At 67.7% G+C, this 24955-nt stretch carries 20 protein-coding genes; 11 read left to right on the top strand and 9 right to left on the bottom strand.

Annotated elements, in window-relative coordinates; genetic code table 11:
- Nucleotides 1-96: 96 nt before the first annotated feature.
- From EYS42_RS04980 to EYS42_RS04965, 4 genes are read right to left on the bottom strand one after another with little or no spacing between them, the layout of a single operon-like run.
- On the bottom strand, nucleotides 97-1395 hold the full coding sequence (locus EYS42_RS04980; RefSeq protein WP_130966757.1) for a M20 family metallopeptidase: 1299 nt from the start codon (nucleotides 1393-1395) through the stop codon (nucleotides 97-99).
- Nucleotides 1392-3167, bottom strand: coding sequence for a 2-oxo-4-hydroxy-4-carboxy-5-ureidoimidazoline decarboxylase (gene uraD / locus EYS42_RS04975; RefSeq protein ID WP_130966756.1), 1776 nt, complete (start codon nucleotides 3165-3167; stop codon nucleotides 1392-1394). Before uraD ends, EYS42_RS04980 begins: the two co-directional genes overlap by 4 nt.
- Nucleotides 3164-4120: an allantoinase PuuE gene (gene puuE, locus EYS42_RS04970; RefSeq protein WP_130966755.1), complete on the bottom strand. Its 957-nt coding sequence runs from the start codon at nucleotides 4118-4120 to the stop codon at nucleotides 3164-3166. Before puuE ends, uraD begins: the two co-directional genes overlap by 4 nt.
- A gap of 6 nt (nucleotides 4121-4126) precedes the next feature.
- Nucleotides 4127-4867 (bottom strand): GntR family transcriptional regulator, encoded by a 741-nt coding sequence (locus EYS42_RS04965; RefSeq protein WP_130966754.1) that lies wholly within the window; start codon nucleotides 4865-4867, stop codon nucleotides 4127-4129.
- Nucleotides 4868-4923: 56 nt separating this feature from the next.
- Between EYS42_RS04965 and uraH the strand changes: the two genes are divergently transcribed.
- Together uraH and EYS42_RS04955 are read left to right on the top strand one after the other, a co-directional pair.
- Nucleotides 4924-5346 (top strand): hydroxyisourate hydrolase, encoded by a 423-nt coding sequence (uraH, locus tag EYS42_RS04960; RefSeq protein WP_130967330.1) that lies wholly within the window; start codon nucleotides 4924-4926, stop codon nucleotides 5344-5346.
- A 10-nt stretch (nucleotides 5347-5356) separates the two neighbouring features.
- Entirely contained in the window at nucleotides 5357-6601 is a 1245-nt protein-coding gene (locus tag EYS42_RS04955; protein ID WP_425358867.1) for a urate hydroxylase PuuD, read from the top strand.
- Between the two features lie 21 nt (nucleotides 6602-6622).
- On the opposite strand, the gene EYS42_RS04950 is transcribed toward EYS42_RS04955, so the two are convergent.
- Nucleotides 6623-7090 (bottom strand): Lrp/AsnC family transcriptional regulator, encoded by a 468-nt coding sequence (locus tag EYS42_RS04950; RefSeq protein WP_207301107.1) that lies wholly within the window; start codon nucleotides 7088-7090, stop codon nucleotides 6623-6625.
- A 162-nt stretch (nucleotides 7091-7252) separates the two neighbouring features.
- On the opposite strand from EYS42_RS04950, the gene leuA reads away from it, so the two are divergent.
- Both leuA and EYS42_RS04940 read left to right on the top strand, forming a co-directional pair.
- Nucleotides 7253-8929: a 2-isopropylmalate synthase gene (leuA, locus tag EYS42_RS04945; RefSeq protein ID WP_130966752.1), complete on the top strand. Its 1677-nt coding sequence runs from the start codon at nucleotides 7253-7255 to the stop codon at nucleotides 8927-8929.
- Nucleotides 8930-9063: 134 nt separating this feature from the next.
- Nucleotides 9064-10269, top strand: coding sequence for a serine hydrolase domain-containing protein (locus EYS42_RS04940; protein ID WP_165456631.1), 1206 nt, complete (start codon nucleotides 9064-9066; stop codon nucleotides 10267-10269).
- Here EYS42_RS04940 and EYS42_RS04935 read toward each other — a convergent pair.
- Genes EYS42_RS04935 through xdhA form a run of 4 tightly spaced genes read right to left on the bottom strand, consistent with a single transcriptional unit; the run spans nucleotide 10253 to nucleotide 16447 of the window.
- Nucleotides 10253-11644 carry an 8-oxoguanine deaminase gene (locus EYS42_RS04935; RefSeq protein WP_245503549.1) on the bottom strand — a complete coding sequence of 464 codons (1392 nt, stop codon included), beginning with the start codon at nucleotides 11642-11644 and terminating at the stop codon, nucleotides 10253-10255. The two genes, EYS42_RS04940 and EYS42_RS04935, sit on opposite strands and share 17 nt — an antisense overlap.
- A gap of 53 nt (nucleotides 11645-11697) precedes the next feature.
- Nucleotides 11698-12591, bottom strand: coding sequence for a xanthine dehydrogenase accessory protein XdhC (gene xdhC / locus EYS42_RS04930; protein WP_130966750.1), 894 nt, complete (start codon nucleotides 12589-12591; stop codon nucleotides 11698-11700).
- Nucleotides 12588-14936, bottom strand: coding sequence for a xanthine dehydrogenase molybdopterin binding subunit (gene xdhB, locus EYS42_RS04925; protein ID WP_130966749.1), 2349 nt, complete (start codon nucleotides 14934-14936; stop codon nucleotides 12588-12590). The genes xdhC and xdhB overlap by 4 nt, the downstream gene beginning before the upstream one ends.
- 11 nt (nucleotides 14937-14947) lie before the next feature.
- Nucleotides 14948-16447 (bottom strand): xanthine dehydrogenase small subunit, encoded by a 1500-nt coding sequence (xdhA, locus tag EYS42_RS04920; RefSeq protein ID WP_130966748.1) that lies wholly within the window; start codon nucleotides 16445-16447, stop codon nucleotides 14948-14950.
- A gap of 138 nt (nucleotides 16448-16585) precedes the next feature.
- On the opposite strand from xdhA, the gene EYS42_RS04915 reads away from it, so the two are divergent.
- The 7 genes from EYS42_RS04915 to EYS42_RS04885 all read left to right on the top strand — a co-directional run bounded on the left by EYS42_RS04915 (nucleotide 16586) and on the right by EYS42_RS04885 (nucleotide 24942).
- Nucleotides 16586-17590 carry a LysR family transcriptional regulator gene (locus EYS42_RS04915; RefSeq protein WP_130966747.1) on the top strand — a complete coding sequence of 335 codons (1005 nt, stop codon included), beginning with the start codon at nucleotides 16586-16588 and terminating at the stop codon, nucleotides 17588-17590.
- 2 nt (nucleotides 17591-17592) lie between these two features.
- Nucleotides 17593-19002 carry a guanine deaminase gene (gene guaD, locus EYS42_RS04910; protein WP_130966746.1) on the top strand — a complete coding sequence of 470 codons (1410 nt, stop codon included), beginning with the start codon at nucleotides 17593-17595 and terminating at the stop codon, nucleotides 19000-19002.
- Nucleotides 18999-20516, top strand: a complete 1518-nt coding sequence (locus tag EYS42_RS04905) for an ABC transporter ATP-binding protein (protein WP_130966745.1) — start codon at nucleotides 18999-19001, stop codon at nucleotides 20514-20516. The genes guaD and EYS42_RS04905 overlap by 4 nt, the downstream gene beginning before the upstream one ends.
- Nucleotides 20503-21564, top strand: a complete 1062-nt coding sequence (locus tag EYS42_RS04900) for an ABC transporter permease (RefSeq protein ID WP_130966744.1) — start codon at nucleotides 20503-20505, stop codon at nucleotides 21562-21564. The genes EYS42_RS04905 and EYS42_RS04900 overlap by 14 nt, the downstream gene beginning before the upstream one ends.
- Before the next feature lie 5 nt (nucleotides 21565-21569).
- Nucleotides 21570-22496, top strand: coding sequence for an ABC transporter permease (locus tag EYS42_RS04895; RefSeq protein ID WP_130966743.1), 927 nt, complete (start codon nucleotides 21570-21572; stop codon nucleotides 22494-22496).
- A gap of 83 nt (nucleotides 22497-22579) precedes the next feature.
- Nucleotides 22580-23746 carry a BMP family ABC transporter substrate-binding protein gene (locus EYS42_RS04890; protein WP_130966742.1) on the top strand — a complete coding sequence of 389 codons (1167 nt, stop codon included), beginning with the start codon at nucleotides 22580-22582 and terminating at the stop codon, nucleotides 23744-23746.
- A gap of 140 nt (nucleotides 23747-23886) precedes the next feature.
- Nucleotides 23887-24942, top strand: coding sequence for an adenosine deaminase (locus EYS42_RS04885; protein WP_130966741.1), 1056 nt, complete (start codon nucleotides 23887-23889; stop codon nucleotides 24940-24942).
- Nucleotides 24943-24955: the final 13 nt, after the last annotated feature.

Here is a 24955-nt window from a genome sequence, read left to right as displayed (position 1 = left end):
ACCGGAAAAAACCCAGCTCTGCGGCGTTATCGACAGGCTGTGAGGCGCCTTGAGCCCTCTTCATCTGGTGGAAACCAGGGGCGTAAAGCGTCAATTTCAGGCAGCGGTGTGCAACAAGTCACACAGACTGCGGGCCACGACCTTGGTGGCGCGGCGCAGGTCTTCCAGCACCAGGTGCTCGTCGGCGCGCTTGGCGTTACTTTCGCGCACGGTGCGTGGGCCTGCGCCATAAATCACGGCCGGCACGCCTTGTGCGCAGTACAAGCGCACGTCGGTGTACAGCGGTGTGCCCTTTTCAGGCAAGGGCTCGCCCAGCACGGCCAGACCATGCTTTTGCAAGGCCTGCACCAGCGGGGCATTGCCGGGCAGGGGCTTCAGGGAATGTGCCAGCAGCAGCCGTTTGACCTCGACCTGAATGCCGGGGAAAGACGCCGCTGATTCGGCGATCACCTGGCGGATGCGGGCCTCGACCTCGACCGGGTTTTCTTCCGGGATCATGCGGCGATCCAGTTTGAACACCACCTTGCCCGGCACCACGTTGGTGTTGGTGCCGCCTTCGATGCGGCCCACGTTCAGGTAAGGGTGGTTGATGCCCGGCACCTTGGATATCACCTGGCGGTACAGGGCGTTCTGGGCGTACAGGGCATTGAGGATGGTGACCGCACCCTGCAGCGCATCCACCCCCGTTTCGGGAATGGCGGCATGGGCCATCACACCCTGCACGGTCACTTCCATTTGAAGGCAGCCGTTGTGGGCGGTGATCACTTCGTAGCTGAAGCCGGCCGCGATCAGCAGGTCAGGCTTCGTGAGCTTTTGCTTGAGCAGCCAGCCCGGGCCCAGCTCGCCGCCGAACTCTTCGTCGTAGGTGAAGTGCAGCTCCACCGCGCCTTTCAGGGCGGGGGCCTGAGCGCTGGCGGCCAGGGCTTCCAGGGCGCGCACGGCGTAGCTGAAGGTGGCGAAATCGCTCTTGCTCACGGCCGAGGCGCGGCCGTACAGCTTGCCGTCGACCACTTCGCCGCCATAGGGAGCGTGGGTCCAGCCTTCGCCGGGGGGCACCACATCGCCATGGGCGTTCAGGGCCACAGTGCGGCCTGGGCCACTGCGAGAAGGGCCACTGTCAAACGGGCGGCGCACGATCAGGTTGGTCAGGCTGGTCAGGCCATAGGCCTTGACCTCGGCCTCGGGCACGGGGTGTTGTTCAGCCTGCCAGCCGAAGGACTGCAGCAGCTCGGCCGTGCGTTCGGCGTGGGGCGCGTTGTTGCCGGGGGGCGTGTCGGTGGGCACTTGCACCAGGGCCTGCAGGAAGCGCACTTCTTCGTCGAAATGGGCGTCGATCCAGCGGTCGAGTTCGGCGTAGGCCGCGTCCAGCGAGGCGGGGGAAGAAGGCGAGGTCATGCGTGCTCCAGCAGGTGCATGAAGGCGTCGACGCACAACTGGGCGTCGTCGTTGGTGATGGTTTCCAGCGGGTTGTGGCTGATGCCGGCATTGCCGCCGCGCACGAACAGCATGGCCTGAGGCATGACCTCGTGCAGCTTCATGGCGTCGTGGCCCGCGCCACTGGGCAGGTGGAACACGGGCAGGCCCACATGCTGCACGGCGGCTTCCCAGCGGGCTTGCCAGGCCGGGTGCGAGGGCGCAGCGGCCGCCCGCACCGATTCTTCGATGTCGATCTGCACGCCGCGGCGCTCGGCAATGGCCTGGGCCTGGGCCAGCACGTCGGCGCACAGGGCGTCGCGCTGTGCGTTGGTGGGCGCGCGCAGGTCGAGCGTGAAATCGCACAGCCCGGGCACGACGTTCACCGCGCCGTGCGGCACGTGCACCACGCCCACGGTGCCCACCGAGGGGCCGTGGGGCGAGGCGGCGTCGGCCAGGGCGCGTTGTTCGACGTACAGCAGCAACTCGGCCACGGCCGCCGCGGCGTCATGTCGCATGGGCATGGGGGTGGTGCCGGCGTGGCAGGACACTCCGGTGGCGCGGCCGGTCAGGCGCATCACGCCATTGATGCCGCTGACCACGCCCAGGGGCTGATCGATTTCGTCGAGCACGGGGCCCTGCTCGATGTGCACCTCGACAAAGCCGCGGTACTGGCTGGCATCGCGCTGCAGGGCCTGGATGTTGGCCAGGTGGGCCGAGTAACCTGCGGCCTGCATGGCGTGGCGCATGGTGATGCCCTGTGCATCGGCCTGGTCCAGCCAGGCAGGGTTGAAGGCGCCGATCAGGGCGCCCGACCCCAGGAAGGTGGCCTTGTAGCGCTGGCCTTCTTCTTCGGCAAAGCCCACCACCTCCAGGGTGTAGGGCAGGCGCTTGCCCTGCACATGCAGGGCCTGCACGCAGGCCATGGGCACGAAGATGCCCAGGCGGCCGTCGTACTTGCCGCCATTGCGCACGGTGTCGTAGTGCGAGCCGGTCAGCAGGCGTGGGGCCTGCGGGTCGGTGCCGTGGTACAGGCCCACCACATTGCCTACGGCGTCGATGTTCACCTCGTCAAAGCCACAGGCCTGCATCCAGGCTTGCAACTGGCGGGCACAGGCCTGGTGGGCCGGGGTCATGTAGGTCACGGTCAGCACGCCGGGCTCGCCCTCGGTGTGCACGGCCAGGGCCTCGGCCCAGTCCCACACCTGGTTGCCCTGGGTGGGCGTGTGGCCGAACTTGTCGTTCAGTCGGATCTCTGCAATGCGGTGGATCTGCCGCAGGCATTCGGCCCGCTCGAAGGCCGGGCTGTGGCGCAAGCGGCGGGCGAAGGTGTCGATGATCTGCTGGCGGCTCAGGCCCAGGCCACGCGGCCCTCGCACGGCCAGGATGAAGGGGAAGCCGAAGCGCGCGTTGTAGTCGCGGTTGAGTTGCTGCAGGCGCTCGAATTCGGCCGGGGTGCAGTGCGTCAGGCCTGCGGTGCGCTGCTCGTGGGTCGATTCGGCCGTGAGCTCTCCGGCCACTGCGGCCTTGCCGGCCAGCTCGGGGTGGGCACGGATCAGGCCCAGCTGCTCGGCCTCGCTGGCCTGGCGCACCACCTGGGCCAGTGCGTGCTTCAGGTGGGCCAGGGTGCGGAAGGGGCGTGCGGCAGCGGCCCGCTCGGCGATCCAGGGGGAGTGCTCGTAGACGCCATCCAGCGCCGCCACGAAGCCCGCGCGGTCCAGCGCATTGAGGGCGTGCAAGGTCAGGGTGCTCATGGTGCAGGGCAGGGGTGGGTGGCCATCCAGTGGCGGGCGATGTCGATGCGGCGGCACACCCACACATCGGCATGGGCCTGGATGTGGTCCAGGAACTTCTGCAGGCCCCGCATGCGGCCCGGGCGGCCCAGCAGCCGGCAGTGCATGCCGATGCTCATCATCTTGGGGCGGTCCAGGCCTTGCGGGTCACCTTCGGCATACAGCACATCGAAGCTGTCGCGCAGGTATTCGAAAAAATGCTCGCCCGTGTTGAAGCCCTGGGGCGCGGCAAAGCGCATGTCGTTGGCATCGAGCGTGTAGGGCACCACCAGCTGGTTCACGGTCTCGCCATTGGTCTTCTCGACCTTCATCCAGAAGGGCAGGTCGTCACCGTAGTAGTCGCTGTCGTAGGTGTAGCCGCCGTGGTCCACCAGCAGGCGACGGGTGTTGGGGCTGTCCCGGCCGGTGTACCAGCCCTGGGGCCACAGCCCCCCGGTCATCTCGCGGATGATCTCGGTGCCCCTGGCGATGTGCTCGCGCTCGGTGGCCTCGTCCATGTGCTGGTAGTGGATCCAGCGCCACGAGTGGCAGGCGATTTCATGACCGCCTTGCACAAAGGCCTGGGTCAGTTCCGGGTGGCGTGCCAGTGCCATCGACACGCCGAACACGGTGAGTGGCAGGCCGCGTTGTTCGAACTCGCGCAGCAGACGCCACACCCCTGCGCGCGAGCCGTATTCATAGATCGAATCCATGCTCATGTGGCGGGCCGGGAAGCTGGCCGCGCCAATGATCTCGGACAGGAACTGCTCGCTGCCGGCGTCGCCATGCAGCACGTTGTTTTCGCCGCCTTCTTCGTAGTTCAGCACGAACTGCACGGCAATGCGGGCGCCACCCGGCCAGCGTGCGTGCGGCACGTCGCGGCCATGGCCGACCAGGTCACGGGGATAGGGCTGGGTGCTGTCGTAAAGGCTCATGGGGTGTCAATCAAGCAGGGCGTCTTCGATGCGCAGCGTGGGCACGCGGCGGCGCTCGGTCAGCTGGCGTTCCACCGTCAGCAGGTGGCGGTCGATCAGGTCGGCGGCCAGGTCGGCGTCGCGGGCTTCGATGGCCTTGAGGATGTCCACGTGTTCGGCGTTCGAGGCCTCGGCGTCATCGGCCGACTGGTACATCAGCGTGATCAGCGAGCAGCGCGACACCAGCTCCTGGATCAGGTCGACCAGCACCTGGTTGCCCAGGGCCTGCGCCATGCACACATGGAAATCGAACAGCAGCTTGGTGCGGGTGGCCACGTCGATGCGAGCCACGGCGTCGCGCTCGGCCTTGAGGTGGGCCTTGAGCAGCTTCAGGTCGGCTGGTTTGATCTGCGCGATCAGCTGGCGCACCATCTGGCCTTCGACCATGCGGCGCACGGCGAACACCTCGCGCGCTTCTTCGATGGAGGGCTCGGCCACGAAGGCGCCCCGGGCCTGCTCCAGCCGCACCAGCTTGAGTTGCGACAGCCTGAACAGCGCCTGCCTCACGATGGTGCGCGAGACACCAAAACGGTCTGCCAGTTTCTGTTCGACCAGCTTGGCGCCAGGCAGCAGGCGGTGCTCGACGATGGCGCGGGTCACGGCCACCACGATGTGTTCGGTGGTGTTGCCCACAGCTTGCGCTGCGGCCGGGTCGTTGGCCGATTCAGCCACTGAAGGGGGTGAGGTTTTCTTGCGTGATGCGGTCATCGTGGTTAAAGTGTATACAGTTTTGTGAACCGCTGACAACCTTGCAAGCACATTCCATGCAGGCCCCCGAACACACCCCTTCCAGCGCCTCTCTGGGCGCCGCCACTGGCAGGCTGTCCACCCACGTGCTCGACACCGTCAAGGGTGGTCCTGCCGTGGGCATGGCCATCGAACTGTATGTGCGCGAAACCTCGCCCGACGGCTGCGCCGACGGCCGCTGGCTGTGCCTGCGCACCGTGAGCACCAACCACGATGGCCGCATCGACGGGCCTTTGCTGGCGGGTGACGATTTCAAGCCGGGCTGCTACCGACTGGTGTTTGATGTGGAGGGCTACTTCCGGGCGCAGGGCGCGCAGTTGCCCAGCCCGGCCTTCCTGGGCAAGGTGCCACTGGATTTCGGCATTGCCGACGGCGCCGGCCACTACCACGTGCCCCTGCTGGTGAGCCCGTGGTCGTATTCCACCTACCGCGGCAGCTGAGGGGGGTGCCATGGAGTTCTCTCCCCTGATGGCCTATGCCCTGGATTGGGCCAACCTGCTGCTGCGCTGGGTGCACGTGATCGTGGCCATTGCGTGGATCGGCTCGTCGTTCTACTTCGTGTGGCTGGACAACAGCCTGACCCCGCCCGAAGACCCGAAGTTGCGCGACAAGGGCGTGGGCGGCGAGCTGTGGGCGGTGCACGGGGGCGGCTTCTACAACCCGCAGAAGTACCTGGGCGCGCCGCCGCAGTTGCCCAGGAACCTGCACTGGTTCTACTGGGAAAGCTACTCCACCTGGCTGACGGGCTTTGCGCTGTTCACGGTGCTGTACCTGTTCAATGCGGGCACCTTCCTGATCGACCAGAGCGTGTACGCGTGGAAGCCGGTGGTGGCCGTGCATGCTGCCTTGGGTTTCCTGGTGGGCTTCTGGCTGGTCTACGACCTGATCTGCCGCTTTCTGGGCAAGGGGCCCCATGGTGACAAGGTGGTGGGGGCCTGCGTGTTCGCCGTGGTGGTGTTTGCGTCGTGGCTGGCCTGTCAGCTGTTTGCCGGGCGCGCCGCCTTCCTGCTGGTGGGCGCCATGATGGCCACGGCCATGAGCGCCAACGTGGCCATGTGGATCATTCCTGGCCAGCGCAAGGTGGTGGCCGCCATGAAGGCCGGCGAGCCCATCGACCCGGTGCACGGGCAGCGCGGCAAGCAGCGCAGCGTGCACAACACGTACTTCACGCTGCCGGTGCTGTTCGCCATGCTCAGCAACCACTACAGCTGGGCCTACAGCCACTCGCACAACTGGCTGGTGCTGGTGCTGATCATGCTGGCCGGTGCCTTGATCCGGCAGTTCTTTGTGGCCCGCCACAAGACCGAAGTGGCGGGGCGCCCCGCGCCGTGGGGCTGGGCTGCCGCAGGGGCTGCGCTGTTGCTGGGTGTGGCCGTGTGGCTGGCTCCCGCGCCACAGCCTGCCGCTGCGGGCGCCTCTGCCGGCTCGGCGGCGGCCAGCGCGCCCACGGCCGCCAGCCTGCTGCCCCAGGTGCAGGGCATCATCACCCAACGCTGCGTGATGTGCCACAACGCCCAGCTGGCCAACAAGGGCGTCATGCTGCACGAGCCCGCCCTGATCGAGCAGCACGCCCAGGGCATCTACCAGCAGGCGGTGGTGCTCAAGGCCATGCCCATGAACAACGCCACTGGCATCACCGATGCCGAGCGTGCCTTGCTGGGCCAGTGGTTCCAGGCCCGCCAGGCCAAGCCCTGAGCCACGCCAACATGCCGGCGGTCAAACCGGCAGCGCCGTCCGGTCCACCACACGGCGCAGCACGAAGCTGGTGTGCACGCCGGTCACGCCTTCGATGCGCGTGATCTGGTTGAGCAGCAGGTGCTGGTAGGCGTCCATGTCGCGCACCACCACCTTGAGCTGGTAATCGGCTTGCTGCCCCGTGATCAGCAGGCATTCCAGCACCTCCGGGATGTCGCGGATCACGGCCTCCAGGCTGTCGAAGCGTTCGGGCGTGTGCTTGTCCATCGAAATGCCGATCAGGGCCATCAGCGTCAGGCCCAGCTTGCGCGCGTCCACCAGGGCCCGGTAGCCCGCGATGATGCCGGCGTCTTCCAGCATGCGCACCCGCCGCAGGCAGGGCGAGGGCGACAGGCCGATGCGGTCGGCCAGCTCCTGGTTGCTGATGCGCCCATCGGCCTGCAGCGCCGACAGGATCTGTCGGTCGTATCGGTCAAGTTCGTGGTCCATTGCTATGGTGGGTGCATTGTTGGCAGAAAATGCCAAACATTTGGTGAAGCATGCCATCAAATGGCAGCACCTGCCAAGGGCTTGGGCATAAGCTATCGGTCATCGGCACACGCCATAGCGGGTGCCAACGCAGAGTCACCGCCCACCCCACAGGACCCCGCCATGCTCGCCAACCCCGCCACCAAGTACGCCGCTTTCCCGCCCGTGGGCTTGAAAGACCGCACCTGGCCCGACCAGGTCATCAGCCGCCCACCCATCTGGATGAGCACCGACCTGCGCGACGGCAACCAGTCGCTGTTCGAGCCCATGAACGCCGACCGCAAGTTGCGCATGTTCCGCCAGCTGGTGCAGATCGGCTTCAAGGAAATCGAGGTGGCCTTTCCATCGGCCTCGCAGACCGATTTCGACTTTGTGCGTCAGCTCATCGAGCAAGGCGAGATCCCGGACGACGTCACCATCGAAGTGATCACCCAGGCGCGCGAGCACCTCATCAGCCGCACCATGGAATCGGTGCGTGGGGCGAAGCGGGCCATCGTGCACGTGTACAACGCCACGTCAAAGCCCTTCCGCGAGATCGTCTTCAACATGAGCCGCGACGAGGTGCGTGACCTGGCCGTGGCCGCGGTGCGCCAGATCCGGGACCTGGCCGCCCAGATGCCCGAGACCGAGGTCATCTTGCAGTACAGCCCCGAGACCTTCACGGGCACCGAACTCGATTTCGCGCTCGAGGTGTGCGATGCGGTGACCGCCGCCTGGGGCGCCACGCCCGAGCGCAAGGTGATCCTGAACCTGCCCACCACGGTCGAGCTGACCACACCCAATGTGTACGCCGATCAGATCGAGTGGATGCACCGCCACCTGGCCCGCCGCGACAGCGTCGTGCTCAGCCTGCACCCGCACAACGACCGGGGTACCGGGGTGGCCGCGGCCGAGATGGGCCTGATGGCCGGCGCCGACCGCGTGGAAGGCTGCCTGTTCGGCAATGGCGAGCGCACCGGCAATGTCGACATCGTGACGCTGGCGCTGAACATGTACACCCAGGGCGTGCACCCCGGCCTTGATTTCTCGGACATCAACGCCGTGGTGCGCACGGTCGAGCACTGCAACCAGTTGCCCGTGCACCCGCGCCACCCCTATGCCGGCGACCTCGTGTTCACGGCCTTTTCAGGCTCGCATCAGGACGCCATCAAGAAGGGCTTTGCCGCCCGCCGCGCCCAGCCCGAGGGCCTCTGGAACATGCCCTACCTGCCGATTGACCCGGCCGATCTGGGCCGCAGCTACGATTCGGTCATCCGTGTCAACAGCCAGTCGGGCAAGGGCGGCATGGCCTACCTGCTGGAGACCGACCATGGCGTTGTGATGCCCCGCCGCATGCAGATTGCGTTTTCGCAGGTGATGCAGCAGGTGATGGACGCCCAGGGCGGTGAATTCAGCGCCGACCAGATCTGGCAGATCTGGCAGGACACCTACGCCGCACCGTTGCCGGCCTTGAGCTGCCAGGCCCTGCACGTGGTCGAGCAGGACGGCGGGCAGACGGCCGAACTGCAGGTGAATGTGCATGGCACGCACCAGGTGTGGCGCGGCCATGGCAATGGCCCCCTCCACGCGGCGGTGCAGGCCATGGCCCAGGCCGGGGTGGCGGTTGAATTGCGCCATTACGAGGAACGCAGCCTGGCCGCGCCCCGTGAAGATGGCAGCGCCCAGGCCTGTGCCATCGTCGAAGTGACCGTGAACGGGCAGGCGGCCTTCGGGGCCGGCATCGATGCCAACATCGTGACAGCGTCGGTGAAAGCCCTGTGCAACGCGGTGGCCCGGGCCCAACAGGCGCAGCCCGCCTGACTTCAAACTGGGGGGAGGGCCACCCCTTCCCCCGGCCGAGCGATGGGCGGCCGCACCGCATGCAGATACGCTGGGTGACAATGGGATGCACTTGCTTGCCGTTTGGCGGGCCGCTTGCCCTAACATTGCACACCATGAATGGATCAAATGCACATTTGATGGGCCGTTGCCTGGGCCTCGGGCTGGCGCTGCTGCTCGGCTTGGGTGGTGACGCCGCGCGAGCCTTGACCTTGCCCACCTGGGCCTACAAGCCCGAGTGGGTGCTGCCCCAGGCCACGGTGGCTGCATCGCCTGCACCCGTGCCCCTGGTGGCAGGCCCACGGGCCGAATTGGGCAATGTGCTGTACCACCACCCCTCGGGCACTGGCACCCTCAACGAGTTCCTGGCCCAGGGCAAGGTGCAGGCCTATCTGGTACTGCACCAGGGGCAGGTGGTGTACGAGCACCATGCCAGCCAGAATGGCCCGGCCACCTTGCACCAGTCGTTTTCCATGATGAAGCAGGTGCTGGGCCTGCTGGTGGGCATTGCGATCGACGAGCGCAAGATCGCTTCGATCGACACCCCGCTGGACCAGTACGCCCCCGGCCTCAAGCGCACAGCCTTTGCCGGCGTGACCTTCCGCCAGGCCTTGCACATGGCCACCGGCGTGGCCTACGACGAAGACCGCGAGCGTGTGCAATTGTTTGTCAAGGCCGCCCTGAACCGGGGCACCTTCGGGCATGCCGGTGCCACCGTGGTCGAGCAGTTGCTGTCACCCGATCGCCAGCGGGTGGCCGAGCCGGGCAAACGCTACCAATACGCCAGCATCACCACCCAGGTGCTGCAGCTGGCGCTGGAAGGCGCCACGGGTGAGCCGGTGCAAAAGTACCTGCAAAGCCGACTGTGGCAGCCGCTGAACATGCCCGATGCGGCCCGCTTGCTGACCGACGGTCAGGGCGAGGCCTACACCCTGTGCTGCCTGCACGCCACCGCCGCCAGCTACGCCCGCATCGGCCAGATGATGGCCCAGGGCGGGCGCTGGCAGAACCGGCAGGTGGTGCCTGCGCGTTGGGTGCAGCTGTCCGGCAGCTTTGCGGATCCCACCGTGTGGCGGGCCCGCGATGTGCCCCGCACGGGCAAGCGCATGAACCTGTTCGGCTTTGGGTACCACTGGTGGCCCATGGAGGGTGACCGGGGTGATTTCACCGCCCTGGGCATCCGCGGGCAGTCCATCTATGTCTCGCCTCGGCAGAACGTGGTGGTGGTGCGCCTGAGTGACGACGATGCCCTCGGCCACCATGCCGAAGAGGCGGCCTCACTGGCCCGCGCCATCGCCGACCGGCTCAGCCCCCTGAAATGAGCTGACGCGCCAGCAGGTTGTGGCGCTCGACCAGGCGCGGCTGGTCGAGGGTGCGCAGCTGGCCCTGCTCGCACACCACCTGGCCATTGACCACGGTGTAGGCCGTGTGGGCGCTGTGGCAGAACATCAAGGCCGCCACGGGGTCGTGCACGGCGCCGCCTGCCATGCCCAGCGTGCGCAGGTCGAACAGGGCCAGGTCGCCCGCAAAGCCGGGTGTGATCTGGCCGATGTCGTCGCGGCCCAGCACCTCGGCACCACCGCGGGTGGCCAGGCGCAGGGCGTCTCGGGCGCTCATGTCGCGCGGGCCCTGGTCACAACCGAAGCTGGGGCGGCCATCGGGGCCTGTGCCCGGTGGCTCCAGGCTGCGCCCCACGCGCGCCAGCAGCATGGCCTGGCGGGTCTCGGCCAGCAGGTGCCCCGCATCGTTGCTGGCCGAGCCGTCCACCCCCAGCCCCACCGGCACGCCGGCGTTCAGCATGCGCCGCACCGGCGCAATGCCCGAGGCCAGGCGCATGTTGCTGCACGGGCAATGCGCCACGCCGGTGCGGGTGGCGGCAAAGCGGGCAATGCCGTGGGCATCGAGCTTCACACAGTGCGCGTGCCACACGTCATCACCCAGCCAGCCCAGGCTTTCGGCGTATTCGGTGGGGGTCTGGCCGAACTTCTCGCGGCTGTAGGCAATGTCGTGGTCGTTCTCGGCCAGGTGAGTGTGCAGGCGCACGCCCATGCGGTACTGGCGCGCCAGCGAGGCCGACTCTTTCATCAGTGCCGGGCTGACCGAAAACGGCGAACACGGGGCCAGGGCCATGCGCACCATGGCGAAGCGGGCCGGGTCGTGGAAGGCTTCGATCAGGCGTTGCGAGTCGGCCAGGATGTCGGCCTCGCGCTCGACCAGGTGGTCAGGCGGCAAACCGCCCCGGCTTTCGCCCACGCTCATGCTGCCGCGGCTGGCGTGAAAGCGCATGCCGATGGCGCGGGCCGCGTGGATGCTGTCGTCCAGCCGCACCCCATTGGGGTAGAGGTACAGGTGGTCGCTGCTGGTGGTGCAGCCGCTGTGCAGCAGCTCGGCCATGGCCAGCTGCGTGGACACGGCCACCATCTCCGGGGTCAGCCCGGCCCAGAGGGGGTAGAGCGTGCGCAGCCAGCCGAACAGCTCGGCGTTTTGCGCCGCGGGAATGGCCCGCGTCAGGCTCTGGTACATGTGGTGGTGGGTGTTCACCAGCCCGGGGATCACCACATGGCCTTGGGCGTCGATCACCTCGGTGGCGTGCGGCAGCCACTGGGCATCGACGGTGTCGCTGGGGCCCACGGCCACGATCTCGGGGCCCCGCATCACCACGGAGGCCTGGGGCAGTTCATCGCCCGCGTCGTTCATGGTCACCACGCAGTCGGCGCGGCGGATCAGCAAGAGGGTGTCGGTGTTGGAGGTCACGGCGGAAAGGCTTGCAACAGTTGGGCCACCACCGACACGGCGATCACCGCGGGCTCCTTTCCCACCAGGCCCGGCAGGCCGATGGGGCAGGTCATGCGGGCCAGGGTGTCGGGTGGCAGGCCCGCAGCCTCCAGCCGGTGCAGGAAGCGCGCGCGCTTGGTCTGCGAGCCGATCAGCCCGGCGAAGGCGAAGTCGCCACGGCGCAGCACGGCGTCGATGATGCGCAGGTCGAGGTCATGCCGGTGGGTCAGCACCAGGTGGCAGGCGTTTGCGGGCGCATCGCGCACGGCGCTGGCCGGGTCGTCCTGCGGGTGCCAAGTGATGTGCGGGGGCAGGGTGGCCAGCAGGGCGGCCGAGGGCAGGCGAGTGCGATCGTTCAGCAAAGGGTCGCCGTGCGCGGCCTCGGCTGCTTCGGTGTCGTCGGCCCGCTGGTCGATCCAGCGCACGGTGCAGTCCAGGTCGCGCAGCAGGTGCACGATGGCCTGGCCCACGTGGCCGGCGCCATGCAGCTCCAGGTGAAAGCGTGCGGGGGCGGCTGGCCATGCCGACAGCGCCTCCTGGTTCAGCGCTTGAAAGCGCAGCACCACCACGCCGCCGCAGCACTGGCCCAGCGTCGGGCCCAGCGGGTAGCGCTTCTCGACGGCAGGGGCTTGCGGCCATGCGGTGCCTGCTTCGGTCAGCGTGTGGCGGGCCAGCGCGATGGCTTCCCATTCGAGGTGGCCACCGCCGATGGTGCCCCACAGCTGGTCGGCACTGACCAGCATGCGCGTGCCCTCTTCGCGCGGCGTGCTGCCCTGGATCTGCAGCACCTGCACCACCAGGGCGGGCACGCCGGCCTGCACCCAGGCCTGGGCCTGGGCGCGCAGGGCGGCCGCGGTGTGGCTGTTCATGCGCTGGCCTGCACCGCCGTGATCGCCTCCAGAATGGCTTCTGCGGTGGCCGGTGCGCGCAGTGGCGGGTCCACACGGTGCTGGCCCACGGCCGAGATGGCATCGCGGATGGCAAAGAACACCGAAAACGGCAGCAGCAGTGGCGGTTCGCCCACGGCCTTGGAGCGGTACACCGAATCTTCTACGTTCTCATTGGTGAACAGGTTCACGCGGAAGTCGGCCGGGCAGTCGCTGGCGGTCGGGATCTTGTAGGTGGACGGAGCGTGGGTCAGCAGTTTGCCGCTGGTCGGGTGCCACACCAGTTCTTCGGTGGTCATCCAGCCCATGCCCTGGATGAAAGCGCCTTCCACCTGGCCAATGTCGAGTGCCGGGTTGATCGAGCGGCCCACGTCGTGCAGCACGTCGGCGCGCAGCACCTTGTGCTCGCCCGTGAGCGTGTCCACCAGCACCTCCGATACCGAGGCGCCATAAGCAAAGTAGTAGAAGGGCCGGCCCTGCATGGTGTTGCGGTCCCAGTGCAGCTTGGGCGTGGCGTAAAAGCCGTCCGACCACAGCTGCACGCGCGCCACATAGGCCGACATGACCAGGTCTTCGAAGGAAACGGTCTGGCCGTTCACCGTGGCCACGTCATGGGCCAGATCGACCGTGTCCACAGGCACCTGGTGCTTGGCCGCCAGGTGGGCCAGCAGGCGCTGGCGGATCTGCTGGGCTGCATCGGCCGCGGCCTTGCCGTTCAGGTCTGAGCCCGTGGAGGCGGCCGTGGCCGAGGTGTTGGCCACCTTGCTGGTGTCGGTGGCGCTCACGCGCACCCGCTCCAGCGACACGCCCAGGGTGTGCGCCACCATCTGCGCCACTTTGGTGTTCAGGCCTTGCCCCATTTCGGTGCCGCCATGGTTCACCAGGATGCTGCCGTCGTTGTACACGTGCACCAGGGCGCCGGCCTGGTTCAGGTGCACCAGGTTGAACGAGATGCCGAACTTCACCGGCGTGAGGGCCAGGCCCTTTTTGAGCACGGGGCTGGTGGCGTTGAAGGCGTTCACAGCCTCTCGGCGGGCGCGGTAGTCGCTGCTGTGCACCAGCTGGCCGATCAGGGCCTGCAGCACGTTGTCTTCCACCACCTGGCCATAGGGCGTCACGTTGCGCTCGTGCTGACCGTACAGGTTGGCCATGCGCACATCGAGCGCGTCGCGGCCCAGGCGGCGCGCCACGGTGTCGAGGATGTACTCCACCGCGAAGGCGCCTTGGGGGCCGCCAAAGCCCCGGAAGGCGGTGTTGCTTTGGGTGTTGGTGCGGGCGCAGAACCCATCAATCTGCACATTGGGCAGCCAATAGGCATTGTCGAAGTGGCACAGCGCGCGGCCCATCACCGGGGCCGACAGGTCGGCTGAATACCCGCAGCGCGAGACCATGTCCACATCGGCGGCCAGCAGGCGGCCCTCGGCGTCGTGGCCCACGGTGTAGTCGTGCACGAAGCAGTGGCGCCGGCCCGTGATCATGAAATCGTCGTCGCGGTCGGGGCGCATCTTCACGGGGCGGTTCAGCTTGCGCGCGGCCACGGCGGCCACGCAGGCGAACACGGCCGATTGCGACTCCTTGCCACCAAAGCCTCCGCCCATGCGGCGGCATTCCACCTGCACATGGTGCGCGTGCAGGCCCAGGGCATGGGCCACGGCGTGCTGCATCTCGCTGGGGTGCTGGGTGGAGCAGTGCACCAGCATGCCGCGGTTTTCCTTCGGCACGGCATAAGAGATTTGGCCTTCCAGGTAGAACTGCTCCTGCCCGCCCAGCTCGATGCGGCCTTGCACGGTGTGCGGTGCCTGCGCCAGGGCCGTGGGCACGTCGCCGCGGGCCATGTGCATGGGCGGTACCACGTACTGCTGCTGGGCATGGGCTTGAAGCGGGTCGAGCACCGGGGGCAGGGGCTCGATCTGCACGAAGTCTTTCAGGCGGGCGGCGGCACGGCGCGCCAGTTCGCGGTCGTGCGACAGCACGGCCACCACCGGCTGGCCCAGGTAATGCACCACACCGTCGGCCAGGATGGGGTCGTCGTGGATGACCGGGCCGCAGTCGTTGGTGCCCGGGATATCGGCGGCGGTGATCACGTCGACCACGCCGGGCAGGGCCTTGAGGCCCGCCACATCGATGTGCAGCAGGCGGCCATGCGCCACGGGCGACAGGCCCAGGGCGGCATGCAGGGTGCCTTGCAGCTCGGGCAGGTCGTCGATGTAGGGCGCGGCACCGGCCACGTGCAGGTGGGCTGATTCGTGCGGGCGGGACTGGCCTGCCGCAGTGGAGGCGGTGGCCTGGCTCAGGGCTTTCACGCCAGCGTCAACGGTCTGGTTCATGGCGTTCTCCTTCAGACCACAGCGGGCCACACTTCGACCTGGTCGCCCGCCATCGGGGCTTGTGGGCGGGTTTCCAGCCAACAGCGGCGGATCAGGTTGGCGGCCACCTGCTGGCGGTAGCCCTGGCTGGCGCGCAGGTCGGACAGGGGGGTGAAGTCTTGCGCCAGGGCGGCCTGGGCGCGTTGCACGGTGGCTTCGTTCCAGGGGTGGCCCACCAGGGCCTGTTCCACCAGCGCTGCGCGGCGGGCGGTGGCGGCCATGCCGCCGTAGGCCACGCGGGCTTCGGTGATCACGCCATGCTCCACCGTCAGGCCAAAGGCCGCGCACACGGCCGAGATGTCGCTGTCTCGGCGTTTGCTGACCTTGTAGGCGCGCACCATCTGGCCGGCCGTGGGCCAGGGCACTTCGATGCTCTGCAGGAACTCGCCGGGCTGCAGGTCGTTCTTCATGTAGTCGAGGTAAAAGCCGCTCAGGGGCACGCGGCGTGTGTGTTCGCCGTGGCGCAGCACCAGCTCGGCCCCCAGGGCCAGCAGCACCGGCGGCGCATCGCCAATGGGCGAGCCATTGGCCACGTTGCCGCCCAAAGTGCCCGCGCGCCGCACGGGGGGCGAGGCAAAGCGCAGCCACAGTTCTTTCAGCGCGGGCAGGCGCTCGGCCAAGGCGCTCCAGGCCGCCTCCAGGCTGGCGGCCGCGCCAATGCTCAGGCCCTTGCCGTCAGCCCAGGGCGTGATGGCCCGCAGTTCGGGCACCTGACCCACGTACAGGATGTCGCCCAGGGTGCGGAACTGCTTGTTCACCCACAGGCCGATGTCGGTGGCGCCCGCCAGGATGCGGGCCTCGGGCAGGGCGGCCCGCCATTGCGCGAACTCGGCCAGGCTGCGGGGGGCGATGAAGCGCTGTCCGGGCTCACGGCCCAGCACCAGGGTGCTGTCGGGCAGGGCGGCCAGTGCCTGCGCCACGGGGGCGGTGTCCAGCACCTGGCGGGGGGCGTCGAACATCTGCTGGGCCGCGTCCAGGATGGGGCGGTAGCCGGTGCAGCGGCACAGGTTGCCGCTCAGGGCGTCGGCCAGGGCCTCACGGGGCGGGGCCTGGTCGTGCGCCTGGTAGAGCTGCCACATCGACATCACGAAGCCCGGGGTGCAGAAGCCGCACTGCGAGCCATGGCACTGCACCAGGGCCTGCTGGCACGGGTGCAGCGTGTCGGGCGTGGGTGCCACGTCTTCCACCGTGTACAGGGCCTTGCCATCGAGCGTGGGCAGGAACTGGATGCAGGCGTTCACGTTGTCCAGCCGCACACCGCCCGGGGCCTGGGCATCGGGCGTGGCCACCACCACGGTGCAGGCACCGCAGTCGCCTTCGGCGCAGCCTTCCTTGCTGCCGGTGCAGTGCGCATGGCCACGCAGCCATTGCAGCACGGTGGTGGTTGGGGGCAGGCCACCGACCTGTTGCAGCTGGCCGCGGTGCAGGAAGTGCACGGGGCGTTCGGTGGGGGTGATCGGGGTGTCAGGCATGGGCATTCAGGGGCTGGTGTCGGCGGCCGGGCGCTGGGTTGCATCCCTGCACGCAAGGGCCATTCCACCTTCTGAGGGTAAGGCGTGCCGGTGCTTGCGGTATAGCATGTGCTTGATAAGCGGTATCACCATACACATATGAACAAGAACGCTGTTTTCGACAAGATCGACATCTCTCTCATCAGGGTCTTGCACACTGTGATCACCGAATGCAGCGTCTCCCGGGCGGCCATCCGCCTGCAGACCAGTCAGCCTGCCGTCAGCGCGCAACTCAAGCGCCTGCGCGAGCTGACCGGAGATCCTTTGCTGGTGCGCTGTGGCCAGAGCATGGCGCCCACCGATGTGGCGCTGAACCTGCTCGAGCCGGCCACCATCATCCTGCACCAGGCCCAGGCCATGTTCGGCAGCAAGAACACGGTGCGTGATTTCGACCCGGCCACCACGCAGCTCACCTTCCGCATCGCGGCCACCGACTACCTCGACCCCTTCTTTCTGCCGGAACTCACCTTGCAGATCAAGCGGCAGGCGCCGAACGTGCGGCTCGAGTTCGTGCCCCTGTCGGGCGACCTCGATTACCGCCGCAGCCTGGCCCGTGGCGAGGTCGATCTGGTCATCGGCAACTGGCTGGAGCCGTCTGACGAGCTGCACCTGGGCCGCCTGATCAGCGACGAAGTGGTGTGCCTGGTGTCTGAAGACCATCCGGCCGCGCGCCTGCCCAAGGAGGGCAAGCGGGCCTGGTCGCTCGAGCAGTACCTGCAGGCCGAGCACGTGGCGCCGCCCGCCTTGCACCCCGGCGGCATCGGCGTCATCGACGAACACCTGGCCATGCAGGGCCTCAAGCGCAACATCGCGGTGCGCAACCCCCACTTCGCCCAGCTGCCCTACATGGTGGCCGGCTCGCTGCTGGTGCTGACCACCGGCCGCCGCTTCTGCGAGCGCTACGCCCAGCAGCTGCGCGTCAAGATCATCAAGTGCCCGGTCAGCTTCCCGGCCATGAACTACTATCAGCTGTGGCATGACCTGACCCACCACTCGGCCGGCAGTCGCTGGTTGCGCGAGCAGGTGCGTGAGGTGGTGCGCAACCTCCAACACGTTCGCCCGCCCTGGCGCGGTGACGCCTCCAACGGCCCTCGCGCCTCCTGACCATGTCTTTGCCGCCTGCCAGCCCCCACCTGCCTGGAGCCACGCCATCGGGCGCCCGTCGCCGCGTGCTGCGCGCCGACCTGCTCGACTTCGTGGCCGACCCCGGCTTTGTGCCGCCGGCCGAGGCGCCTGGGGTGCGCCACCGGCCTGACCACCGGGTGCTGATCGAGGGTGACCGCATCGTGGCCGTGCGACCTGCGGCGGCTGGCTGGCAGCCCCTGCCCGATGACCCGCCAGCCCTGTCGGCCCCCGAGCTGGCCGCCTGGGCCCAGGTGCCCGAAGAAGACCACCGGGGCCGCCTGCTGCTGCCGGGCTTCATCGACACCCATGTGCACTGCCCGCAGCTGGACGTGATCGCCAGCTTCGGCACCGAGCTGCTCGACTGGTTGAACACCTACACCTTCCCGGCCGAGCGCAAATACGCCGACCCGGCCGTGAGCCAGGCCGGTGCCGAGCGCTTCCTCAATGCCCTGTGGGCGCAAGGCACCACCTCGGCCGTGGTGTTCCCCACCGTGCACAAATGCAGCGCCGAGGCCCTGTTCGAGCATGCCGCGGCCGTGCGCATGCGCCTGGTCACGGGCAAGGTGCTGATGAACCGCCACGCGCCCGACGGCCTGCGCGACGACGTGGAACAGGCCGAGCGCGATTGTGTCGACCTGATCCAGCGCTGGCATGGCCGTGACCGCCAGGCCTTCGCCGTGACCGTGCGTTTTGCCCCTTGCAGCACGCCCGAGCAGCTGGTCATGGCCGGCCAGCTGGCCCAGGGCCATGCCGGTGTCTACATGCAGACCCACGTGGCCGAAAACCGCGACGAAGTGCGGTGGGTGGCCGAGTTGTTCCCCAGCGCCCGCAGCTACCTCGACGTGTACGACCGCGATGGCCTGATCGGCCCGCGCGCCGTGCTGGCCCACGGCATCTGGCTGAACGACGAGGACCGCGCCGTGCTGCGTGCGCACGGGGCCCAGATCGCCCACAGCCCCTCGTCCAACCTGTTCCTGGGCAGTGGCCTGTTCGACTGGCCGCAGGCCCAGCAGCAGGGCGTGAACGTGAGCCTGGCCAGCGACGTGGGCGGCGGCACCAGCCTGTCCATGCTGCGCACCATGGGCGACGCCTACAAGATCCAGGCCCTGCAAGGCCACCGTCTCACAGCGTGGAAAGCGCTGCACACGGCCACGGCCGGGGCGGCTCAATCGCTGGGGCTGTCCGAAGAAATGGGTCGCATCGAGCCCGGTTTGCTGGCCGACCTGTGCATCTGGGATGTCGCGGCCGATGAGGTGGCCCGACACCGCGACAATCTGGCATCTTCCTTGCACGAGAGAATCTTTGCCTGGCTGACCCTGGGAGACGACCGCAACCTGGTCGAGACCCTGGTCGCCGGGCAGACCCGATACCAGAAGAAGCACGCAGCATGACGCCAAGGCTCGAACTCCAGCACATCACCAAGCAGTACCCGGCGGTGCGCGCCAATGACGACGTCAGCCTGACCGTCATGCCCGGCGAAATCCATGCCGTGCTGGGTGAAAACGGTGCCGGCAAATCCACGCTCATGAAGATCATCTTCGGCGCGGTCAAACCCGACGCCGGCGAGATCCGGTTCAACGGCCAGAAGGTGCAGGTGCGCTCGCCGCAAGAGGCGCGCGCGCTGGGCATCAGCATGGTCTTCCAGCATTTTTCGCTGTTCGACACCCTCACGGCCGCCGAGAACGTGTGGCTGGGCCTGGACAAGGGCATGTCGCTCGACGAGGTCACCCGCCGCATCCGCGAGGTGTCGGGCACCTACGGCCTGGAGGTCGACCCCGAGCGTGTGGTGCACACCCTGACCGTGGGCGAGCGCCAGCGGGTCGAGATCGTGCGGGCCTTGCTGACCCGACCGCAGGTGCTGATCCTGGATGAGCCCACCTCGGTGCTCACGCCCCAGGCGGTCGACAAGCTGTTCGTGACCCTGCGGCAACTGGCCGACCAGGGCTGCGCCATCCTGTACATCAGCCACAAGCTCGACGAGATCCGGGCGCTGTGCCACAAGTGCACCGTGCTGCGCGGCGGCAAGGTGACCGGTGAGGTCGACCCGCGCCAGGAAAGCAATGCCAGCCTGTCGCGCCTGATGATCGGCTCGGAGCCGCCTGAGCTGGAGCGCAGCGCGCCCGTGCTGGGCGATGTCGCCCTCGACATCAAGGCGCTTGACCTGCCGCGCACCGACCCCTTCGGCGTCAGCCTGCAGGGCATCGACCTGCAACTGCGCGCCGGCGAGATCGTCGGCATTGCCGGGGTGTCGGGCAACGGGCAACAGGCCCTGATGGCCGCGCTCAGTGGCGAAGACCCCCGCGCCCGCAAGGGCAGCATCCGCCTGTTCGGCAAGGACATCGCCCAGGCCAACCCGGCGCGGCGCCGGCAGATGGGCCTGCACAGCGTGCCCGAAGAGCGCCTGGGCCGGGGCGCCGTGCCCACGATGTCGCTGGCGCAGAACACCTTGCTCACCCGCCACGACGCCATCGGCCCTGGGGGCTGGTTGCGCGTGCACGGCATGAAGGGCATGGCGCAGGAGCTGATCGAGCGCTACAAGGTCAAGGCCGGTGGGCCCAATGCCCTGGCCCGCAGCCTGTCGGGCGGCAACCTGCAGAAGTTCATCATGGGCCGCGAAATCGACGCCCGCCCCAAGGTGCTGCTGGTGTCGCAGCCCACCTGGGGGGTGGATGTGGGCGCTGCAGCCCAGATCCGGGGCGAGTTGTTGAAACTGCGCGATGCCGGCTGTGCCGTGCTCGTGGTCAGCGAGGAGCTGGACGAATTGTTCGAAATCAGTGACCGCCTGATGGTCATGGCCCAGGGGCGCCTGTCGCCCAGCGTGCCGGTGGCCGAGGCCACCGTGGAAATGATCGGCGCCTGGATGAGCGGCCTGTGGAACACGGAGGCCGCGCATGTTCAAGCTTGAACCCCGCCCGGCGCCTTCGACCCTGCTGAGCGTGGCCTCGCCGCTGCTGGCCCTGGCCATCACGGTGCTGGTGGGTGTGGCCCTGTTCGTGGCCCTGGGCAAAGACCCGCTGGCCGGCCTGCAGATGTTCTTTGTCGAGCCTCTGCGCAGCGCCTACGCGCTGTCCGAGCTCAGCCTGAAGGCCGTGCCCCTGGTGCTGATTGCCCTGGGGCTGGCCGTGTGCTTCCGGGCCAACCTCTGGAACATCGGGGCCGAGGGGCAGTTCATCCTGGGCGCAGTGTTCGCCGGGGGCGTGGCCATGCGGGCCGAGCCGGGCGCCGGTGCGCACTTCGTGGTCTGGGTGGTGCTGGCCGGCATGCTGGGCGGCATGCTCTGGGCGGCCCTGGTGGCCCTGCTGCGCGACCGCTTCAACGCCAACGAGATCCTGGTCAGCCTGATGCTGGTGTACGTGGCCGAAATGGTGCTGAGCTACCTGGTCTACGGCCCCTGGAAAGACCCCAACGGCTACAACTTCCCACAGACCATCACCTTCCTGCCTGACGCCCGCCTGCCCAAGTTCGTGCCGACGCTGCGCATGAACGTGGGCCTGTGCGTGGCCGCGGTGGCGGTGGTGGTTTTCCTGGTGTTCATGTACCGCACCTTCGCGGGTTTTCAGATGCAGGTGGGGGGGCTGGCGCCCCAGGCCGCGCGTTACGCGGGCTTCTCGTCGCGCAAGGCCCTGTGGACGGGCCTGCTGCTGTCGGGGGCCATGGCCGGGCTGGCCGGCGCGCTGGATGTGGCGGGGCCCCAGGGGCAGCTCACGCCCTATGTGCCCATGGGCTATGGCTTCGCGGCCATCATCGTGGCCTTCGTGGGGCGCCTGAACCCGGTGGGCATCGTGTTTTCGGCCGTGCTCATGAGCATGTTCTACATCGGGGGCGAGCTGGCGCAGTCTCGCCTGGGCCTGCCCAAGGCCCTGACCGGGGTGTTCCAGGGCCTGCTGCTGTTCGCGCTGCTGGCCTGTGACACCTTCATTCATCAACGCATCCGCTGGGTGAAGACCGCATGACCGGCATGACTGCTGATTCCCTGGCCCTGCTGATCGCGGCCACCCTCAACGCCGGCACGGTGGTGGGCCTGGCCGCCCTGGGCCTGCTCATCAACGAACGCTCTGGCGTGGTCAACCTGGGCGCCGAAGGCATGATGCTGGTGGCCGCCATCGCCGGCTTTGCCGCGGGCGTGCACACCGGCAGCGACTGGTGGGGCTTTGCGGCGGGCGCTGCGGCCGGGGCCACCCTGGCGGCTGCGCTGGGTGGGCTGGTCATCTGGCTGAACACCAACCAGTACGCCTCGGGCCTGGCGCTCACGCTGTTCGGCACGGGCCTGAGCGCATTTGTGGGCATCAAATACACCCAGCTCAAGCTGCCCGAGCGCCCGCACTTCGAGATCCCGGTGCTGGCCGATCTGCCCTTCGCGGGCCCGGCCTTCTTCAAGCACCACCCCATGGTCTACCTGACCATCGTGCTGGCCCTGGGCCTGACCTGGTTCCTGATGCGCACCCGCGCCGGCCGTGTGCTGCGCGCCGTGGGTGAATCGCCCGAATCGGCCCATGCGCTGGGCTACCCGGTGCGCCGCATCCGCCTGCTGGCCGTGGTCACCGGGGGCGCGCTGTGCGGTCTGGCCGGAGCCTACCTGTCGCTGGTGTACACGCCGCTGTGGGTGGAGGGCATGGTGGCCGGCAAGGGCTGGATCGCGCTGGCCCTGACCACCTTCGCCACCTGGCGCCCGGCACGCGTGTTGCTGGGGGCTTACCTGTTCGGTGGCGTGACCATGCTGCAATTTCACCTGCAAGGGCAGGGCGTGCAGGTGCCCAGCCAGTGGCTGACCATGCTGCCGTATCTGGCCACCATCGTGGTGCTGGTGCTGATCTCGCGCAATCCGACGTGGATTCGCATCAACATGCCCGCATCCCTGGGCAAACCCTTCCATCCGGGGGCCTGAGTCGGCATGATGGCCGATGCTGTGCTGCCCAGTCTGTTTCGCTGTTTCCCTCTCCGTTTCGCTGTTCCCAACCTGGAGTTGACATGACACTGAACCTGTCCAAGCGTTCCATCCTGAAGATGACCGCCTGGGGCGCCCTGGCCGCTTCCGCCGCACTGGTGGGCTGTGGCAAGAAAGAGGCCGCACCCGAGGCTGCCTCGGCCGCTTCGGAGCCCGCATCGGCGGCTTCGGCCGCGGCTGCCGGCCCGCTGAAAATCGCTTTCGCCTACGTGGGCCCGGTGGGTGATGCCGGCTGGACCTTCGCCCACGACCAGGGCCGCCTGGCCGTCGAAAAGGAATTCGGCGACAAGGTCAAGACCAGCTTCGTCGAGAAGGTGCCCGAGGGCCCCGAGGCCGAGCGCGTGATCCGTGACCTGGTGGCCCAGGGCAACACCCTGGTGTTCGGCACCACCTTCGGGTACATGGAGCCCATGCTCAAGGTGGCCGCCGACCACCCGAACGTGAAGTTCGAGCACGGCACCGGCTACAAGACCGCGGCCAACATGCGCACCTACGATTCGCGCACCTATGAAGGCGCCTACATGGCCGGTGTCATCGCGGGCAGCATGACCAAGACCAACACCCTGGGTGTGGTCGGCTCGATCCCCATCCCCGAGGTGATCCGTAACATCAACTCCTTCACCCTGGGCGCCCAGAGCGTGAACCCCAAGATCAAGACCAAGGTGGTCTGGGTCAACGCCTGGTTCGATCCTCCCAAGGAAACCGAAGGCGCGCAAAGCCTGCTGAACCAGGGCGCCGACGTGCTGTTCCAGAACACCGACTCCAGCGCCGTGCTGCAGACCGCCGAAAAGGCCGGCAAGTACGCCTTCGGCTGGGATTCGGACATGTCCAAGTTCGGCCCCAAGGCCCACCTGGGGTCGGCCATCATCAACTGGGGCCCGTACTACATCAAGGCCACCAAGGACGCGCTGGAAGGCACCTGGCAGACCGGCGGTGTGTGGTGGGGCGTCAAGGAAGGCGCCATCGACCTGATCGGCGTCCCCGAGATCGTGCCTGCTGACATCCGCGCCAAGGTGGACACCATCAAGGGCGGCCTGAAGGACGGCAGCTTCGTGATCTGGAAGGGCCCCGTCGTTGACCAGGACGGCAAGGAAGTGCTGGCCAAGGACGCCGTGGCCGACGACAAGTTCCTGGGCGGCATCAAGTTCTACGTCAAGGGCGTGGAAGGCAAGGTGCCGGCCGGCAACTGATCGGGCTTGCGCCACACGGGGCCAGGCCCCGTGCAGCCCCCCGCAACCGCCGTCCGGCCCTGTGCTGGCGGCGGTTTCTGTTTTTCTGCTACGGTGAGCCGTGCCGCTTGCTGCGGCGCCTGAATTCACACAAAAACACCATGAGCCTGACTGCCGCCACATTCGACGCCATCCCCGCCAGCCGCCTGCCTTCGCTGTTGCAGACCATGCCCAAGGCCGAGCTGCACATGCACATCGAGGGCTCGCTCGAGCCCGAGCTGATCTTTGCGCTGGCGCAGCGCAACGGCGTGCAGCTGAGCTACCCCAGCGTGGAGGCCCTGCGCGCTGCCTACGCCTTCACCGACCTGCAGTCCTTCCTCGACATCTACTACGCTGGCGCTTCGGTGCTGCTCAAGGAAGACGACTTCCACGACATGGCCTGGGCCTACCTGCAGCGCTGTCAGGCCGAGCACGTGCTGTGCACCGAGATCTTCTTCGACCCGCAAACCCACACCGACCGCGGCGTGCCTTTTGAAGTGGTCATTCAGGGCCTGACCCGTGCCTGCGAACGTGCCCGCACCGAGCTGGGGGTGCACGCCAGCCTGATCATGTGCTTCCTGCGCCACCTGTCGGAAGAGTCGGCCCTGGCCACCCTGGAGCAATCCTTGCCCTTCCGCCACCTGTTCATCGGCGTGGGTCTTGATTCCAGCGAAAAAGGCCATCCGCCCGAGAAGTTCGCCCGCGTGTTCGCCCGTTGCAAGGCGCTGGGCCTGCGCCTGGTGGCCCATGCCGGCGAAGAGGGCCCGCCCGAATACATCCACAACGCACTCGATGTGCTGAAGGTCGAGCGCATCGACCATGGCGTGCGTTGCCTGGAAGACCCGGCCCTGGTGCAGCGCCTGGCGGCCGAGGGCATGGCCCTGACCGTGTGCCCGCTGTCGAACGTGAAGTTGTGTGTGTTCCAGACCCTGGCTGAGCACAACCTCAAGCAGCTGCTCGATGCCGGGCTGAAAGTGACCATCAACTCCGATGACCCGGCTTATTTTGGCGGCTATCTGAACCAGAATTTCCTGGAAACCTTCGAGGCGCTGAAGCTGGGCCCCAGAGAGGCTTACACCCTGGCGCGCAACAGCTTCGAAAAGAGCTTCGCCTCTGACGACCAGAAGGCCGCCTGGGTGAAGCAGCTCGACCAGGTCTTCCTGGCCGCGGCGGCCTGAACAACCTTTTCCT

The sequence above is a fragment of the Aquabacterium lacunae genome (assembly GCF_004310865.1).
Taxonomy (GTDB): Bacteria; Pseudomonadota; Gammaproteobacteria; order Burkholderiales; family Burkholderiaceae_C; genus Aquabacterium; species Aquabacterium lacunae.
This window is presented reverse-complemented; position numbering and strand designations above follow the sequence as displayed.

Bases quoted from the DNA above. Each gene is read 5' to 3' on its own strand.
- EYS42_RS04955 (WP_425358867.1), top strand. From the start codon at position 5,357: ATGGAGTTCTCTCCCCTGATGGCCTATGCCCTGGATTGGGCCAACCTG.
- EYS42_RS04950 (WP_207301107.1), bottom strand. From the start codon at position 7,090: ATGGACCACGAACTTGACCGATACGACCGACAGATCCTGTCGGCGCTG.
- xdhB (WP_130966749.1), bottom strand. From the start codon at position 14,936: ATGAACCAGACCGTTGACGCTGGCGTGAAAGCCCTGAGCCAGGCCACC.
- xdhC (WP_130966750.1), bottom strand. From the start codon at position 12,591: ATGAACAGCCACACCGCGGCCGCCCTGCGCGCCCAGGCCCAGGCCTGG.
- EYS42_RS04900 (WP_130966744.1), top strand. From the start codon at position 20,503: ATGTTCAAGCTTGAACCCCGCCCGGCGCCTTCGACCCTGCTGAGCGTG.
- EYS42_RS04885 (WP_130966741.1), top strand. From the start codon at position 23,887: ATGAGCCTGACTGCCGCCACATTCGACGCCATCCCCGCCAGCCGCCTG.
- EYS42_RS04890 (WP_130966742.1), top strand. From the start codon at position 22,580: ATGACACTGAACCTGTCCAAGCGTTCCATCCTGAAGATGACCGCCTGG.
- EYS42_RS04980 (WP_130966757.1), bottom strand. From the start codon at position 1,395: ATGACCTCGCCTTCTTCCCCCGCCTCGCTGGACGCGGCCTACGCCGAA.
- EYS42_RS04935 (WP_245503549.1), bottom strand. From the start codon at position 11,644: ATGAACGACGCGGGCGATGAACTGCCCCAGGCCTCCGTGGTGATGCGG.
- uraH (WP_130967330.1), top strand. From the start codon at position 4,924: ATGCAGGCCCCCGAACACACCCCTTCCAGCGCCTCTCTGGGCGCCGCC.
- EYS42_RS04895 (WP_130966743.1), top strand. From the start codon at position 21,570: ATGACTGCTGATTCCCTGGCCCTGCTGATCGCGGCCACCCTCAACGCC.
- puuE (WP_130966755.1), bottom strand. From the start codon at position 4,120: ATGAGCCTTTACGACAGCACCCAGCCCTATCCCCGTGACCTGGTCGGC.
- EYS42_RS04965 (WP_130966754.1), bottom strand. From the start codon at position 4,867: ATGACCGCATCACGCAAGAAAACCTCACCCCCTTCAGTGGCTGAATCG.
- xdhA (WP_130966748.1), bottom strand. From the start codon at position 16,447: ATGCCTGACACCCCGATCACCCCCACCGAACGCCCCGTGCACTTCCTG.
- EYS42_RS04915 (WP_130966747.1), top strand. From the start codon at position 16,586: ATGAACAAGAACGCTGTTTTCGACAAGATCGACATCTCTCTCATCAGG.
- EYS42_RS04905 (WP_130966745.1), top strand. From the start codon at position 18,999: ATGACGCCAAGGCTCGAACTCCAGCACATCACCAAGCAGTACCCGGCG.
- guaD (WP_130966746.1), top strand. From the start codon at position 17,593: ATGTCTTTGCCGCCTGCCAGCCCCCACCTGCCTGGAGCCACGCCATCG.
- uraD (WP_130966756.1), bottom strand. From the start codon at position 3,167: ATGAGCACCCTGACCTTGCACGCCCTCAATGCGCTGGACCGCGCGGGC.
- EYS42_RS04940 (WP_165456631.1), top strand. From the start codon at position 9,064: ATGAATGGATCAAATGCACATTTGATGGGCCGTTGCCTGGGCCTCGGG.
- leuA (WP_130966752.1), top strand. From the start codon at position 7,253: ATGCTCGCCAACCCCGCCACCAAGTACGCCGCTTTCCCGCCCGTGGGC.